We start from the raw sequence: 16643 nt of genomic DNA, 5'->3' as shown, positions 1-16643 counted from the left end.
TATCGAACGAAAACTTGATTTAGTTGGTTTACAGCAGTCCCTAGCTACTAGATACTCGTCAGTCTTATTTGAACTATAAATGCTGGCTCTTGAGTCAGCATTTTGTCTAAGTGCGATGAAACTAAATAATAGCCCTGTAACTCAACATCAATACAACGAGCACACCTTTTTCTTAAAGCGTGACGATCAGCTTCACTCCCACTTTTGCGGCAACAAAGCCAGAAAGTTCATGAAGCTATTGGAAGACGATAGCCCAAACACCACCACTCTAATAAGCTATGGCTCCGCTCAAGCTAACTCCTTGTTCTCACTCGCCGCACTTGCGAAAATCAAAGGCTGGACGCTTGAGTTTTACGTTGACCACCTGCCTCAATGGCTACAAGAACGCCCACTCGGCAACTACCGTGGCGCTATCGATCTTGGGGCTAAGGTTATTTCAGTCAAAGAAACAGGCACTGAGCTTCATCCACAAGAGTATATTGAGCAAGTAAGACAACCTGACTCACAATGCATTGTATTACCAGAAGGTGGACGCTCTCAGCTTTCTGAATACGGCGTGAAGCAACTGGCGATTGAAATACTCAGCTGGACGCGTTTCGAAAACCAACACGATTTTGTGGTGGCACTCCCCGCAGGGACAGGCAGCACAGCTCTCTATCTTCATAAGCATTTAAAACTGCACAATATCCCGGTGTTAACCTGTGCATGTGTTGGCGGCAGTGATTACTTAACACAGCAGTTCAATGAACTCGGCGAAACCGATCACCCGCAGATCTTACCGCTTAAAGCCAAACACCACTTTGGTAAGTTGTACCAACAGGACTATCAAACTTGGTTGGATCTACAAGAACAGACTGATATTGAATTCGACCTGCTCTATGACCCATTGATGTGGCAATGCTTAGAGCAATGGCAAGAAGAGAACCCAACCAAAACTGTCATCTATATCCATCAAGGCGGTATCTTAGGTAATGAGTCGATGTTGCCGCGCTACCAGCGAAAATATCCAGATATGTGCCGTAGCACGACCAACGCTTCTTGGTAATTGCATTCCCTCGCACCTAGATCTGGATATACAAATTTCCGAAATCTGAGAACTCTGTTAAACAGCCATCACAATTCATACGTGATGGTTGTTTTAGCATTTCCCCTTCATTTTTCACCTCTACTCTTACACTTCAAATTAGATGCAGAAATCTGGCGAGAATCAGCGCGTTATCTATACTTTCGATTGGAACGTCAATTGTCATCGAAAGGAATTACGCATGCGAAAACTTACTACGCTCGGCCTGTTTTCAGTTTTACTGCCCTTCTCTGCGATATCAGGAGAAAACGTCACTTACCAAGTCGATGGAATGGATTACGAAGGTTATTGGAGTGAAGCCAGTGACCAAGCGCCTTTGGTACTGCTAATACACGATTGGGATGGCTTAACCGATTACGAAAAGAAACGTTCTGAGATGCTCAACGAGCTCGGTTACAACGTGTTCGCCATCGACCTATTTGGTAAAGGCATTCGCCCGACCGAAGTGAAAGATAAAAAGCAACACACAGGCGATCTGTATAAAGACAGAGAAAAAATGCGTGCGCTACTCAGCGCGGGAGCAATGGAAGCGAAAAGGCTTGGTGGTAACTTAGATAACAACGTGATGATGGGTTACTGTTTTGGTGGCGCAGCCGTTTTAGAAGCCGCTCGTGCGGGTATCCCATCGAAAGCTTATGTCACCTTCCATGGCGGTTTATCAACACCGAAAGGACAAGACTACTCCCAGACCAAAGCTCCTGTTGTCGTGTTCCATGGCACAGCTGACGCCATGATCTCAATGGAAGACTTCGGCAGCCTCGCTGCTCAGCTTGAAACAACCAAGGTTCCGCATGAAATGATCACCTACAGTGGTGCGCCGCATGCCTTTACCGTATTCGGCTCAAACAACTATCAACAAGAAGCTGACCAAAAATCCTGGGATAGATTTACCCATGTGCTAGAAACCACCACCAGATAATCTTCTCCCTCAGAACCCACAACCCCATTCGAAAACTTAAGAATGGGGTTGTTTAATTATCACTGCATCATCTCGCTACAAATAGCGGTGGATACTTAAGTCATCAGTTTTGATATCACTAGCTGAGCCACTGACCACGCTTGCCAAGATCTTTCCTGAGCCACATGCCATTGTCCAACCTAATGTCCCATGTCCAGTATTTGTAAATAGGTTCTTGATAGGCGTCTTTCCTATGATAGGCGTACCATCTGGTGTCATTGGTCGTAACCCAGTCCAGTATTCGGCTTTAGAAAAGTCCCCCGCTTGTGGGAAAAGATCTTTAATCACCATATCAATCGTGGCTTTGCGTTTTTCAGGGATAAGGTAATTAAACCCCGCAAGTTCTGCTGTCCCTGCAATGCGAATACGATCATCAAATCGCGTCATCGCTACCTTGTAAGTTTCATCCATCACAGTCGAGGTTGGTGACTTATCTGCATTCACGATCGGTAGTGTTAACGAATACCCTTTCACTGGGTAAACCGGTATCGACAAATCGACTTGCTTCAGCAATTCTCGAGAATAACTTCCTGAAGCAACCACGTAAGCATCCGCTTTGAACTCGCCTTGAGTCGTGGTAATACTCTCAATGGTTTGATTCTGATGATTGAGCTTGACCACTTCAGTATCAAACACGAACTGAACGCCGATTTGCTTGGCTTTCTCAGTCAGGGTTAAACAGAACTGATGACAATCACCGGTTTCATCGTGTGGTAAATACAGGCCGCCCACCAGCTTATCTTTCACGTCTGCTAAGCCCGACTCCACTGCCAGACACTGTTCAACATCAAACAGCGAATGTTTGATTCCACTCTCTGTTAATAGCTTCATATCCTGCTGAATAGCGTCCAATTGCTTTTCGCTTCGAAACACTTGTAGCGTGCCTTTCTGCCTACCTTCATAAGCCAGTTGTTCACTGGTTCTTAGGTGAGTCAGGCAATCTCGGCTGTAGTTAGCGACTCGCAACATCCGCGATTTATTCTGTGCGTACTTGGCTTCATTACAGTTGGCGAGCATCTTAGTCGCCCAAGACATTAACTCTGGAGAAAGAGAAGGCTTCACTTTAAGTGGCGCATGTTCTTGGGTAAGCCATTTCATCGCTTTCAAAGGGATGCCCGGCGCCGCCCATGGTGATGAATAACCGTAAGAAATTTGCCCGGCATTCGCAAAACTGGTTTCTTTGCCACTGCTATCTTGACGATCAATAACCGTGACCGAGTGACCTTCTTTTGCCAAGTACCATGCGCTGGTCAATCCAATAACACCACTGCCAATTACAATAACTTCCATTCTCTTCCCCTAATGCCCGACAAAGCCAAACCTGTCGAACACAGCTGTCAGTCTAAAACTCGTTTCGTTAATGATTTGTAACTTATTCCGCTCGTGTTGACTTAACAATAGATAGCGCGTTGACAAAAAATCAATTCGACTTAAAAACGAATTCGGCAGTTTGGAAGTGTGATATTGGCGGTATTTGAAAGCTTAGATCGGAGTCGCTAGGTAAATCGATTAAGCCTAGATATTGTAAGCGTCATGACTCAAGAAAGTGGCGTTCTCGAGCAAGAAATCCAACAAGGTTTCGGCTTGTAGCGTGAGTGCACGGCCTTTCAAAGATTGAACCTTAACCGTCGCCTTCGATAGCATCTCCAACTCGGTCGCAACCACTTCTATCTGCCCTGACTTAATCTCATCGATCACAGTGAGCTTAGGCATAAAAGTTACACCCAACCCTGCTGAAACGAAGTTAGTCAGTGCCGTGACTGAGTTAGTTTGAAGTTTTGGCTGCAAGGTAAGATGGGAAATTTGTTCAGCCTGCTTTACCAGCCTCCCCATACCGGTCGAGTTATCGATCAAGGCGAGAGAAGCGTCTTGAATATCTTGCATTACCACTGGTGCTTCTTTCATCGTAAGGAAATGCCCCTTAGGAGCAATCAATTCGAGCGGATGGCTGCGTTCAACGTGGGAGTGCAGTTTAGGGTGCGGTGCAGAGGCATAAGTTATCGCAAAGTCTATCTGCTGATCTTCCAACATCTTGACTGCATCCAATGCCCCAGCAATCTCAATAGAAAGATTAATATCAGGATAACGAGTCATGAAGGTTTGCATCGGCTTTGACACCAAGTTGGTAATAAACCCTTCACCGATGGCAATGCTGACATTACCTCCTTTGAGGTTTTTAAGCTTGGTTAGTCGAGCAAGTACAGCGGCCTCTCCACGAACAATTGAACGGTAGTAATTCAACAGTTCATTACCCGCTTCGGTTAACAGTGATTGGCGGTTGTTGCGCTCCCATACTTTCATTTCCGCTTGCGCTTCTAACTGTGTCAGCATTCTACTCATTGCCGCAGGATCAACGTTCATCATCTTCGATGCCTTACGTAACGACCCGTATTTTGATAACGCGTTTAAGTACTCGAGAGCGCGGATATTAAAGTGGTGCATTCAACTTCCTTGTGATTCGACTGACACTTAATCAAGCGTCTCACAATTTTCTCATTTGCCCATCTAGGAATTGAGTTATCGACACAACAAGTTTGCAAGTTGTGGGCTGAGTCACCAACAGAAGTATTTAAAAAAGGCTAACAAGCCATCTGAAGAAGCGAACACTTCTCTTGTGATAAAACAAAAAAACAGCTCAATTCAACGAAGAAATGAGCTGTGTTTGATGTTAATCATCGGCAGTTAAAACCGCCAACCGAGTGCTATTTTAATGCAAGTAACTTGTCTACAAACTCTGAGAAACCGTACCCGCCCGGCTTGCTCATCACCACTGATGGATGATGCTCAAGTCGCGCCCAGTAATGCTGGATGTTTGCCACACCGACACTGTTCGGCAAAATTTCAAACATATATTGGTCGTTCATCGAGTCACCGACATAGCAACTACGCTCAAGTATCTCTTGGTCAGATAACCCCTTCTCCTTAAGAAAAGCGGTCGATGTCGCTTTCTTAGAGTGCTCACCATACCAAGCATTGATGTGAATAGAGCTTGCTGTCGCATGTGCACCTAACGCGTGAATCTTAGAGACAATCTCTTCGATAATGGCATCGTCGACTTTAGGACGGTTTTGACCGATATCGATTGCAACCTCACACAGGCGGTAAGACTGATCCAGCGTTAAACTGAGCTCTGGGTAATCGCCCAAAATAGCCAATACTTGTTCTTTCAGCTTACTCTGATTGGCACTGATTTCTGGTAAAGGAACATCAGAACGCAATGTCAGATAGCCATTTTTCTTTTCCATAATAAACGCGCCGTTCTCACCGAGAACCGCATCAACAGGCCACAACTGAGCAATGTGATCACACCAACCTGCACAAGCGCCCGTTACCGCAACCACTTTTTTTCCCGAATCACGAAGCTTGCTTAAAGCGATCAAGGTTTCAGGCGGCAGTTGACCTTGCCACGTTAAGGTGTCATCCACATCGGTTAACACCCAATCTATTTTTTTCCAATTTTGGTTCAATTCATTCGATACCGAATTCATTTCTACACCTCTAAATAATCAATCACTAAACAGTGTTAAAGCAAATTCGGTAAAAACATCACTAAGCTTTTGAGTTGAAGAAAATAGCTCTTAATTAGCGCTACATACCAACAAAGAAACTGATCACTAGCGCGTTGATCAAATCAACAAAGAAACCACATACTAATGGCACCACAATGAACGCTTGTGGGCTTGCGCCATAGCGATGAGTGACTGCGGTCATGTTCACAATTGCTGTTGCGGTCGAGCCTAGAGTGATACCACCGAAGCCTGAACATATCACCACAGAGTCGTAGTTTCTTCCCATCAAGTAATAAACGACAAACACAGTAAACAACAGGGAAAGCAAGATCTGGATACTCATGACCACAGAGATGTAGCCAAACAACCCATCAAGATCCCAGATGCGAAGTCCCATCAATGCCATGGTTAAGAACATGCCTAAGCAGATATCAGAGATCATCGCTAAACCTTTTCGACCTTGAGCGATTTTCTCTTGTGTACGACGCTTCTTAAACAGTGCTCGACCGACGTTTCCGATTAGGATACCTGCGATTAAACAGCTAACGAATAATGGCAGTTTTAGGCCCATTGAGTCGATAACTTCACTCAAACTGTAACCCAGCATCAGTGTTAAGTTAAGAATCAACCATGCCCATAGAACGCCGTAGTGGCTTAGCTCTGTTTTTGTTTCACTCTCTTGGAATGCACCAACCGTGACCTCTTCTTCATTAGAAGGGCTCACTTTGTGTTTATTGAGTAGGTAGTTGGCTATCGGGCCACCAATCACACACGCTGCAATTAAACCAACCGTGTTTGAAGCGACACCAAGTTCGAGCGCGTTAGCAATACCAAACTCTTCCACAAACATTGGCGCCCACGCTAACGTTGTGCCTACGCCGCCTATTAAACTAACAGAGCCGGACAGCAAGCCTGCTTTCGCATCCATTCCAAAGCCAGAAGCGACTGCCATTCCGACTACGTTTTGCAACACGATAAAAATGGCAGCAAGACACAGTAGGATGAACAACGGTCGCCCGCCTTTAATCAGCGTTTTAATATCCGCTTGGAGCCCGATGCCAGCAAAAAAGTAGAGAAGCAAAAAGTCTCTGACATCTAGGCTAAAAGTGATTTGGATTTCAAAAATATAGTAAAGCGCCGCTACGGTCGCTGCGCAGACAAAGCCACCAATCACAGGCTCTGGCAGTGAATACTTTCTTAATACTTCAGATCGCTCAATCAAACCTTTACCGATAAACAGTAACGAAATCGCGATCGTAAAAGAGAGCATTGGAGAAACTAGGGTTTCTGTCATGAGGTTATGGATTCCTAATAGTTAGATTATTCATAATATTGCGTACTATTAATAATCTAGGTTCATGCCAAAAAATCAAGCGATTATCGATGATAAAAACACCTAATATGGTGGGTTCTGCGACGGTATTAATAGAGGTAATAACTATAAAGAAATGATTAAAGGTACGGATACTAGGGAGATATACAGATGAGGTGGAATATAGGGGCTCTAAAACGAGAAAACCCCAGCATTTCTGCTAGGGTTTTGAATAGTGGTGGAAGGATGGGGATTTGAACCCCAGATACGCTATAAACGTATACTCGCTTTCCAGGCGAGCGCCTTAAGCCACTCAGCCATCCTTCCACAAATTATGTGTTGAGCATGTCACTCAACGAGGCGCTACTTTATTGATTCTGCTTGCTTTGGTCAAGGGGCATTCTCAAAAAAAGTGGCTTTTTCGGTTTGTTCGATTACAAATTAACTCATTAGATCAAAAACAAACCAAATTTCATTCTTTCGCTGCACTTACGCTTGTTGCTTTTCTTAAGCTTGTTGATAGTAGCCTGGAACTCGAAACCATTTACGACACATATCTAGGAAGTAGCCGTAAAGTACGCCCATACCGCACGAGATAACTGCATTACTGGTGACAGCCGTAACGATTTGGTCGCCTGAAGCACCCACTGCCAACAAAATACCCGCATACACAGGAGACTGGAATAACACGTATGCCATCAAATCAGACAAGTTTTTCATCAATGAGCTTTCTGAAAGCTTTGCACCATTGCGCAAGAACCAATCACGAAAAACGCCATAAGGCCAAGCGATAGCAATGTTTACCGGAATAGATAACGTTCGAGAAGCAAGAGATTGCTCAAACGTCATACCAGAAATAAACACTTCTACGATCATGCCAGAAATAAAACAGAAAACGACCATAGCAAATGTATCCGCAGCTGCGTTTCGAATACAAAATGGACCACGAGACTTCATTGACGACAAACCTAAAATATATCACTGCTTAATTAGTGATTTAGTAACATATAAACAAGGCACATTTGCACCTCACCAGATAATGTCGCTATTAAATCACAAGATTAGCAGTCATACATTCCAAATTAAAAATCAAGTTGTAAATTAACAACCAAAAACCACTTTAAAAGCAGTCACTTCCACCAAAAAATCCAACCAAGGTCAAATATTGGACAATCCGTTATTTACTTACCGTAATTAAACAACATTTAAGCCATCGGTAGATTTACAGTAATGATATTAATGACATCTTGTGTAGGTGGTGATCCTAAAGCAACCTGCTCTAACGCTTTATTGACTTGTTCAGTAAGTTCCGCGTTGTTCATCGGTTCAACATGGACACGTAGGCTCTCTAATGCAAATTGAATCAGTTCTAGGTTGTTGTCTTCTAGCGCCACATACAGCGTCACTAACAGCTCTTCAGTGTTATCTTTGTTGCGAAGATCTGGTTTAGGCAGTGACTCGCTTTTACTTTTCGAATCGTGTGGTTTTACGTCTTGGCTTTCGAGCTCATCCGCTTTTACTTCATGGTATTGGTAAAGCTTATTTGAATAGCGGAACAAAGCATCATCCAGTTCACGCTCATCAATCGGCTTAGCAATAATATAATCCACACCCGCCCCCAGCATACGCTCGCGAGTCTCTTTAAAGACATCAGCCGTACAACCAAACACCAATACCGATGACACGTCGCCTATCAAAGCACGAATCGCAGTGGTTGATTCAACGCCGTCCATCACAGGCATATGGTTATCCATGAGTACCAAATCAAAGCGCTCGGCAACCACGGCTTGTATTGCAAGTTCACCGTTTTCGACGCTCTTACAGGTAAAGCCTTTACTGCTCATGAAGGTTTCAATGATCACCGTGTTAGTTCGGTTGTCCTCGACGATCAGTACTTTTAAGCCTGAGTAGTCTAACTTCTTATGTGGCAAGCTCTCGATTTCGCCTGGCTGGCATGGCTGAATCTTCAAGCGAACATCAAAGCTCGTGCCTATCCCTTCTTCACTGGTGACGGTAATACTGCCATCCATCAACTGGGCAATTTTCTTCACAATCGCGAGGCCAAGACCAGTACCGCCAAAACGCCTTGTGGTCGAAGACTCCGCTTGTTCAAACGGTTTAAAAATACGCTTCTGAGCTTCTTTAGAGATACCAATCCCTGTATCACGAACTCGAATGCTCAGATAGGTGTCACTCCCCTCAACCACTTCTTTAAGGTACACCTCAACAAAGCCTCTGGAGGTGAACTTCACCGCGTTGTTCAATAGATTAAACAAGATTTGGCGAAGGCGAGCTTTATCTGAGAAGTACCAACGACCCGAAGGCACCTCAGAGTACACTTTGAATTGAAGCCCTTTCTCGGAAGACAATGTGTAGTAAACACTGTTAATACTGCCGATGATCGAATCAAGCGGGAAACGCGTTTCATCAAGATCCAACCTGCCCTGCTCGATCTTCGAGAAGTCTAAGATCTCGTTGAGTAGAGTCATCATATGATCGCCGGACTCATACAAGCTCTTAAGGTGCTTCTCTTGTTCAGAATTTAGAGGCGTTTTCAATAGGATCTGAGCGGTTCCCAATACCCCATTCATAGGCGTGCGAATTTCATGTGACAGGGTCGCAAGGAAAGCGGTTTTTGCATTGGTTGACGCCTGAGCTTTAACCTTTTCCGCTTCGAGATAAATGGTCTTTTCGTTGAAGGTTTTAATCAAATGGCCGATTTCGTCATCACTCGAGTAATCTACATCAATGATTTCGCCCGCTTTGGAGCTATCAACCTGCGCAGCAATCCTTGTGATTGGACTAATCAAATAACGGTTCAATAAGTAATACCCCGCCATGACACAAAGTAGCAATAGCGGAACAATACCGCCTTCAATGCTCATCACCTGACGAAACACTTCGTCTGCTACTCGTGATTTGGAGTTCACCACATCCACTTGCCAGCCAAAATCACCAAATTGATTGCTACTGATGTAAATGCCTTCAACGAGATTAAAGTTATGCGAAACCAACACTTGGTTAAGCTTATCTCTGAGCGTAATGCCAAGGTTGTATTCTTCGGCGTGGTTCTTGATAAAACCAAGCAGCTCTTCGAGCGAGAGATCCACCGTGGCAACACCGGCAAAAGAACCGTCGTAATAATAAGGGGAAGACGCCGTAATCATTCGAACGTGTGTGTATGGGTCGATATACACATCGCTCCAAGAGATCGTTCCTTGTTTTTGGTTGACGACAGAGGTGTACCAATACTCTTCTTGATAAGGGGCATTTTTGGGGTTGTTGTAAGAATATATCTGATCGATTCTTCCATCGTCGGCTTTATTAAAAAAGTAACTGTTGAGAAGCTTTTTAGAATCGAGCGCATAAGGTTCAGGCCAAATACCGGCACTGACAATCGTATCGTCGCTCGCCGCCAGCATGGACTTAAAGAGTGGAATAACATCATCACCGTTGCGATGCGCTTGAGCAAACCCAACGAGACTGTCTACAAAGCCTTGAGAGCTGCTGAGTGGCTCTGTAATCAAAGCGGATAACAATTGCGTACGCAAGTCGAGGTTTTGTTGTAATTTGGCGCGCACAGGGGATTCTACGACGTAATACGTCACACTACCGACAATGGCAATAAACATCGCAAGGTATAATCCAAGCGCTACCATACTTTTTTTCTTTAAAGACGACCGTATCTGCATAATTCTTTTATTGTTTTCTTTTCTGTTAAACCTAGTGTTTATCATCCATGACATCAAGCCTTTTTAGATTGAAGCTTGATTGGCACAAGTTCATTGGTACTATAAGCGCAAATATGTTCCCTTTTACGGTACCTCACTTTGACTTTACAAGATATTCTTGCGCTTCCAGAGTTGGAAGGAAAGCTAATCACAGAACACAAAACAATGGGCTTTGTCACTGCAATGGCAGCGGCACCGAATGTGTTAACCCCGCATGAGTGGCTACCGTTCTTATGGGGTGGCGAAGAAGTCGCACCTTTTACGGATGGTGAACAGCTAGAAAGCTACATTGAAGTTATCATCGAGCTTTGGAATAAAACCCGCCCTGAACTGATTGAAGGGACTTGGGTTTGGCCTGAAGCTTGTCAATTAGACGACGAAGAAGTGGTGAACACTGCCGCTCGTGATTTTTGTGAAGGCTTGCTTCAAGGCTGGCAGATTGCTCGTGACGATTGGGAAACACTAATGCCTGAAGAGAGCGAAGATAACGCACTCGTTGGCGGTGTCCTGCTGTCACTGAGCATGCTTTACGATCCAGAAACTTCAATTGCTACGCTTGCAGAGCAAGGCATCGAAGGCCTAGAGCAGTTCGAAGAGATCTTTAACGCTGTTCCTGTGATGCTTTGCGGACTAACGCAGCGTGGCATTGCACTGGCTGAAGCTCAATAACAGCTAGTTTTATACATGCCAAAAAGGCCTCATTATGAGGCCTTTTTTAGTTTCTAGACGAGATGAAAATAGTCGCTTTAGAAGCCTTTCCAATCGAAGTCATCAATTCGCTCGTCGGCAATATAAAACAGCTTGGTGCCACTGCTGACCACTTGGTCTAATTCTGGGTTGAGTTCAATACCACTCCCCGTATCAATGGCGATCAGTGTTGCTTGATACTTCTCTTTAAACACAGAGAAAATAGGTGCGACGGTGACAGGCTCAGCGTCTTCAGGGAAGTACGTTGAATACTGTGTCATACCTCTTGTTGAGCTCAATAACTCTTGATGAAGCGCACTTGATCCTGGGTCTACTGCAGCCTTTGCTAGCATCTCAGCACCTACCGCTGGAATACATTCTGAGTTAGGGCAATGCTTGTGCAACAAATCGCTCAGCGCTTCATCTTTAAAGTAAACAAGAAGGTGTGCCTTAGGATTTCGGTTGGCACAGTAAAGCGCCGCAGATAACGTAATATCGTCTTCTGGGTTATCAATCAGGATGCAACTTGCCGACTCAATGCCTGTTTTCTCCATCTCTTTGCCATCGGTGTAGCTGTTTACTTTGACGAAATTGATTTCACCGGGTAACGGGTTCTCGATATCTGAACGCGTACATAACACGATTGGTCGTTTACCCGTTTCTTCGTGTTGTAGCATGCGGATGAGATGAATGGTTCTTTGCTCATTCCACCCCAACATCAAAATGTGGTTGTCCACTCTAACTCTCCTTTTTCCTAGCAAGCCCGCTCGCCAATATTCAACACCTTCTGTCGCCACTTTACCGAGTAACGCGGCAAAAAGGCTCAACCCGCCTGGAATCACAAATAGAATAACGATCCACTGCCCCGCTACCGTGGTTGGGGATAAATCACCATAACCAACTGTAGAAGCCGTCACCACCAAATAGTAAGCGAATACGGTAACCGAACTGGTTAAATCTGTTTCACCCGCCAAATACAGCATCGACCACGATAAAGCGATGTAGCCAAGAAAAGTGAACAGTAAGTTTTTGCCGTTCAAAACAAAGATGTTTGCTTTGATCCAGCGTTTGAGTTGTAACCAGATTATCATTCGAGCCTCTAATCCTTCGATCTTACTTACATGCTAGAAAAAATACCTGATATCAACAAGATGTATCATCAGAAAAAGATACATGACCACAAGATTGATATTGGCGGCCTATACGCAGGTACAAAAAAACCAGCACTATTGGCTGGTTTTTTGGGTTAGATAAAAGAACGACTTACGCGTTACCTTTTACCTGCACATTTAACTGCTCTGCAAAATCTAGCATGCGGTTCAATGGAATAAGAGACTTAACGCGTAATTCGTCAGAAACGAAGATCTCGTGTTGCTCACCACCATTCTCAAGCGCGTTTTCAATCGCTTCAAGGCCGTTCATTGCCATCCAAGGACAGTGTGCGCAGCTACGACACGTTGCACCAGCACCCGCTGTAGGCGCTTCAATTAGCTCTTTTTCAGGAACCAATTGCTGCATCTTGAAGAAGATGCCTTTGTCTGTCGCAACAATCATCTGTGGATGAGGCAGCTCTTTTGCTTTCTTGATCAGTTGGCTTGTTGAGCCTACAGCGTCAGCCAGTTCAACCACACTTGCTGGTGATTCTGGGTGAACCAAGATAGCCGCTTCTGGGTATACCGATTTCATTTTCTTCAGAGCATCAGCTGAGAACTCATCATGAACGATACACTCACCTTGCCAAAGCAACATGTCAGCGCCAGTTTGATTTGCGATGTAAGAACCTAGGTGACGGTCTGGACCCCAAATAATGGGTTTGCCTTCAGCGTCTAAGCTTTCAACGATTTCTAAAGCGATGCTCGACGTCACTACCCAGTCTGCACGAGCTTTAACAGCTGCAGAGGTATTCGCGTATACAACCACGGTGTGGTCAGGGTGAGCATCACAAAATTCTGTAAATTTGTCAGCTGGACAGCCAAGGTCAAGCGAACATTCAGCTTCAAGTGTTGGCATTAGAATGCGTTTTTCAGGAGTAAGAATCTTTGCAGACTCACCCATGAAACGAACACCAGCGATGATCAAAGTGCTTGCTGAGTGACGGTTACCGAACTTAGCCATTTCTAATGAATCGCCAACGAAACCACCAGTTTCTTCTGCCAGAGCCTGAATTTCAGGATCGGTGTAGTAGTGTGCAATTAGAACTGCATCTTTTTCTTGAAGTAGTTTTTTGATGTTTGCGATGTGGGCCTGTTTCTGAGCATCGCTCAATGGAACTGGCTTAGGCGGAAACGGGTAAACTGTATCGATTTTATCTAGTATATGACTCATTGCTCTTGCTCTACGCAACTTCTTCCGAGAATTAGAGTATTCTACACAGGACAGCGATTGGGATCAAAAAGGATTGGTTGCAAGCGGTGGCTAGCTAATGCTTAAAACGCATAAACAAGGCGATGCGTTGGCATCACTAACAAGATGAGTAAACACTAATCGGAAGTGAACAAGTATAAAAAAGAGGCGCCTAAGCACCCCTATTTGTTTATAAGTGGGTTTTGGCCACTTTAGCCGAAGCACTGTTTGGGTACTCGGTTACGACTTGTTGGTAATATTTCTTAGCTTGCGTCGCGTTGTTGTTGCGCGCAGCTATGTCACCAAGCTTAACCAGTGCATCTGCTCGCTTGTTTGAGTCTTTGTAAGACACAACAGCAGCGAAGCTCTTCACCGCTTCTTTATCTTGCTTCTTAGCGAAATAAAGCTGACCTAACCAGTAATGTGAGTTAGGTGTGAAGGTAGAATCTGGGAAGTCTTTTTGAAACTTTTGGAATGCAGCGATAGCACCCGTGTAGTCTCGTTGCTTTAGAATCATATCTACAGCATTTTGATAAGCAGTTTGCTCATCCACATCAGTACTGAACGTACCAGAAGCGTCTTTAGAGCCTTCGCTCGCCGCCACTGCTACCGTTGCTGTTCCTGCTGCTTTCACCTCGCCTCTTACGCGGTCCAGTTCAATGAACAGTTCACGCTGACGCTCTAGCATTTGCTTCATATCGTAGCTGTTTCGTTCCAGCTCACCACGAAGTTCACTGATCTCCAGTGCCATGTCGTCGATTTGCTGTTGCATTTGAAGCTGAACGAGATTGCGATTTTGAAGCAGGCGCTCTAAACGCTCAATATCTGATTCGTTAGATGCTGATCGAGAGGAAGATGATGAATTGGTTGCGGTGCTATTGAGATCGGATACTGGAGCTGGTGCAGCGAACGCGGTGTTCGCTGCACTTGCCAGTAACGAAAGCAAAATGACTCGCTTTGTGTTACTGAACATGAGGCAATTCCTCAATTATATAGTCTACTAAAATTAGTAAACTAGTACTGCGCGACGGTTTTTAGCGTACACATCTTCAGATTGACCTAGAAGAAGTGGCTTCTCTTCACCGTAGCTTACGATAGAGATTTGGTCAGCTTGAACACCTAGAGCTTGTAGGTATTTCGCTACAGCTTGTGCACGACGCTCGCCAAGTGCGATGTTGTACTCAGGAGTACCGCGCTCATCAGCGTGACCTTCGATAGTAACGTTCATGTCAACGTTCTTAACTAGGTATGCTGCGTGAGCTGCTAGCATTTCTTCGTAATCGCCAGCGATAGTAGAGTTATCGAATGCGAAGTAGATTGTTTGAGTTTCACGTAGCGCTTGCTCTTTAAGCTCTTGCTCAGACAGTTGACCGTTAGCGTCAATTGGCGTTACAACAGTTGTGTCTACGTTGCCTTCTGAACCTGAAGTTGTTTGGTTGCTTTCTGTACCAGATGTTGCAGATGTTGCTTCATCAGTTGAGCTACATGCCGTTACTGCCATCACTGGTAGTGCAATCATCAAGCCTTTAAGAACTTTGTTAAGTTGCATCTTTTTTTCCTTACGTTATCAAACTTAGTTTCTACAGCGACTAAGAGTGCTATAGATAGTTAAATGCCACAATAGTTAACACTATCAATAGCTAAAAGAATGTATCAAATTAACTAGAGAAACGGTGACCACGCAGGCGCTCTTACACGTCCGTTAGTTGCCGGTAATCTAGCTTTAAAACGGCCATCGATAGAAACCATCGATAGTACATTTGTTTTGTTGTAAATAGAGCTATAGATAACCATACCTCCATTCGGTGCAATACTTGGAGACTCATCTAACAATGTTTTTGTTAGTACCTGAACTGCACCGGTTTCCAAATCTTGCTTAGCCAAGTTAAAGCCTGAGTTACTGCGATTCACCATAATAAGGAATCGACCATCAGGGGTGATCTGGCCACCTAAGTTTTGGCTACCTTGCCAAGTAATACGAGAAGTCGAATTATTGGACAAATTTACATTATAAATCTGTGGTTTACCACCACGATCCGATGTGAAAATAAGAGACTTGCCATCTGGGTGCCAGAATGGTTCAGTATTATTAGAACGGCCGCGGGTAATTTGAGTCAGCTTACGGCTAGCAAGGTCAAGTGTGTACACCTGAAGGCTGCCTGTTTTCGACAATACCAATGCCAATGTTTTTCCATCTGGCGAGAATCTTGGCGCACCATTATGACGAGGGTATGACGTCACCTTCTCACGTTCACCAGTGTAAATATTCATGATGAATATTTCCGCTTGGCCATTTTGGAAACTCACATAAGCAAGCTTTTTACCGTCTGGTGACCATGCAGGTGACATCAGAGGTTGCTTAGAACGAAGGACTAAACGCTCGTTAAAGCCATCGTAGTCAGCAACACGAAGTTGATATGGGTACTTGTCTTTGTCGTTTACAACTACGTAAGAGATACGAGTTAAGAACGCGCCTTTCTCACCGGTTAGCTCTTCATACACTAAGTCCGAGATACGGTGTGCATACTCTCTCAAGCGTTTACCAGGCACTGTCGCTTTCTTGTTGAACAACACGTGATCTTTAGAAAGTACCAATTGGCCTTCATCGCTTAGTGCGCGGCTTTGTCCTTTAGTCAGTTGACCACGAACAATGTCGATCAGTTGGTAGTTCACCACATACTGCCCTTCGGCATTTTTAGTGATGCTACCGGTTAGCAGTGAATCAACACCTAGGTTAGTCCAAGCATCAAAATTCACCTCACCTTCGCTGTAAGGTGTTTGAGGCATTTTGCTTGTTGCAACTGGGCTGAATTTACCACTGCGTTGTAAGTCAGAAGCGATAACCGCTGATACATCGTGCGGCAATGGCTCTGAGCCTTCCCAACGGAAAGGTACAATAGCGATAGGTCTTGCAGAGTTAATACCGTCTGTAATAACCAGCTCCAGCGCTGCATGTGCAAACTGGCTGTTTGTAGCTATTAAGAAAACAAAACTCAGTAATAGTTTCTTTAACACAAGT

The 16643-nt window shown here is 44.5% G+C and carries 15 protein-coding genes and 1 tRNA gene; 4 read left to right on the top strand and 12 right to left on the bottom strand.

Translation table 11 applies throughout. The features are described from left to right. Positions 1 to 115: 115 nt before the first annotated feature. The gene (locus OCV20_RS06180) at positions 116 to 1045 is read left to right on the top strand and encodes a pyridoxal-phosphate dependent enzyme (protein WP_086775351.1); all 930 of its coding nucleotides are present in this window, start codon (positions 116 to 118) and stop codon (positions 1043 to 1045) included. A gap of 220 nt (positions 1046 to 1265) precedes the next feature. Then, complete coding sequence (locus OCV20_RS06175) at positions 1266 to 2003, top strand: dienelactone hydrolase family protein (protein WP_048616317.1); 738 nt, start codon at positions 1266 to 1268, stop codon at positions 2001 to 2003. 75 nt (positions 2004 to 2078) lie between these two features. On the opposite strand, the gene OCV20_RS06170 is transcribed toward OCV20_RS06175, so the two are convergent. The 7 genes from OCV20_RS06170 to OCV20_RS06140 all read right to left on the bottom strand — a co-directional run bounded on the left by OCV20_RS06170 (position 2079) and on the right by OCV20_RS06140 (position 10555). Beyond that, complete coding sequence (locus OCV20_RS06170; RefSeq protein WP_086775343.1) at positions 2079 to 3332, bottom strand: D-amino acid dehydrogenase; 1254 nt, start codon at positions 3330 to 3332, stop codon at positions 2079 to 2081. Between the two features lie 225 nt (positions 3333 to 3557). After that, positions 3558 to 4484 (bottom strand): LysR family transcriptional regulator, encoded by a 927-nt coding sequence (locus OCV20_RS06165; protein ID WP_017062039.1) that lies wholly within the window; start codon positions 4482 to 4484, stop codon positions 3558 to 3560. 260 nt (positions 4485 to 4744) lie between these two features. Then, positions 4745 to 5530 (bottom strand): HAD-IIB family hydrolase, encoded by a 786-nt coding sequence (locus OCV20_RS06160; protein ID WP_050621815.1) that lies wholly within the window; start codon positions 5528 to 5530, stop codon positions 4745 to 4747. A 100-nt stretch (positions 5531 to 5630) separates the two neighbouring features. Next, entirely contained in the window at positions 5631 to 6845 is a 1215-nt protein-coding gene (gltS, locus tag OCV20_RS06155; RefSeq protein WP_048612760.1) for a sodium/glutamate symporter, read from the bottom strand. Between the two features lie 254 nt (positions 6846 to 7099). After that, a tRNA-Ser gene (locus OCV20_RS06150) sits at positions 7100 to 7190 on the bottom strand. 180 nt (positions 7191 to 7370) lie between these two features. After that, a complete protein-coding gene (locus OCV20_RS06145) occupies positions 7371 to 7820 on the bottom strand; it encodes an L-alanine exporter AlaE (protein WP_017062062.1) in 450 nt (149 codons plus the stop codon). 248 nt (positions 7821 to 8068) lie between these two features. Beyond that, positions 8069 to 10555, bottom strand: a complete 2487-nt coding sequence (locus OCV20_RS06140) for a hybrid sensor histidine kinase/response regulator (protein ID WP_462366746.1) — start codon at positions 10553 to 10555, stop codon at positions 8069 to 8071. A gap of 138 nt (positions 10556 to 10693) precedes the next feature. Between OCV20_RS06140 and OCV20_RS06135 the strand changes: the two genes are divergently transcribed. Next, entirely contained in the window at positions 10694 to 11263 is a 570-nt protein-coding gene (locus tag OCV20_RS06135; RefSeq protein WP_017062064.1) for a UPF0149 family protein, read from the top strand. Between the two features lie 77 nt (positions 11264 to 11340). Here OCV20_RS06135 and OCV20_RS06130 read toward each other — a convergent pair whose 3' ends face one another. Further along, on the bottom strand, positions 11341 to 12372 hold the full coding sequence (locus OCV20_RS06130) for a potassium channel family protein (RefSeq protein ID WP_019821052.1): 1032 nt from the start codon (positions 12370 to 12372) through the stop codon (positions 11341 to 11343). 30 nt (positions 12373 to 12402) lie between these two features. Between OCV20_RS06130 and OCV20_RS06125 the strand changes: the two genes are divergently transcribed. Next, entirely contained in the window at positions 12403 to 12531 is a 129-nt protein-coding gene (locus tag OCV20_RS06125; RefSeq protein WP_261881429.1) for a hypothetical protein, read from the top strand. Between the two features lie 13 nt (positions 12532 to 12544). Here OCV20_RS06125 and nadA read toward each other — a convergent pair whose 3' ends face one another. The 4 genes from nadA to tolB all read right to left on the bottom strand — a co-directional run bounded on the left by nadA (position 12545) and on the right by tolB (position 16639). Beyond that, positions 12545 to 13606 (bottom strand): quinolinate synthase NadA, encoded by a 1062-nt coding sequence (gene nadA, locus OCV20_RS06120; protein WP_017062067.1) that lies wholly within the window; start codon positions 13604 to 13606, stop codon positions 12545 to 12547. A 208-nt stretch (positions 13607 to 13814) separates the two neighbouring features. Continuing rightward, positions 13815 to 14597 carry a tol-pal system protein YbgF gene (ybgF, locus tag OCV20_RS06115; RefSeq protein WP_048612755.1) on the bottom strand — a complete coding sequence of 261 codons (783 nt, stop codon included), beginning with the start codon at positions 14595 to 14597 and terminating at the stop codon, positions 13815 to 13817. 33 nt (positions 14598 to 14630) lie between these two features. Then, positions 14631 to 15173, bottom strand: a complete 543-nt coding sequence (gene pal, locus OCV20_RS06110; RefSeq protein WP_017062069.1) for a peptidoglycan-associated lipoprotein Pal — start codon at positions 15171 to 15173, stop codon at positions 14631 to 14633. Positions 15174 to 15286: 113 nt separating this feature from the next. Next, positions 15287 to 16639, bottom strand: coding sequence for a Tol-Pal system beta propeller repeat protein TolB (tolB, locus tag OCV20_RS06105; protein WP_050643802.1), 1353 nt, complete (start codon positions 16637 to 16639; stop codon positions 15287 to 15289). Positions 16640 to 16643: the final 4 nt, after the last annotated feature.

Origin of the sequence: Vibrio coralliirubri (assembly GCF_024347375.1) — a bacterium.
GTDB lineage: Bacteria > Pseudomonadota > Gammaproteobacteria > Enterobacterales > Vibrionaceae > Vibrio > Vibrio coralliirubri.
Note: the sequence above shows the minus strand (reverse complement) of the source record. Positions and strands in the feature narration are given on the sequence as shown.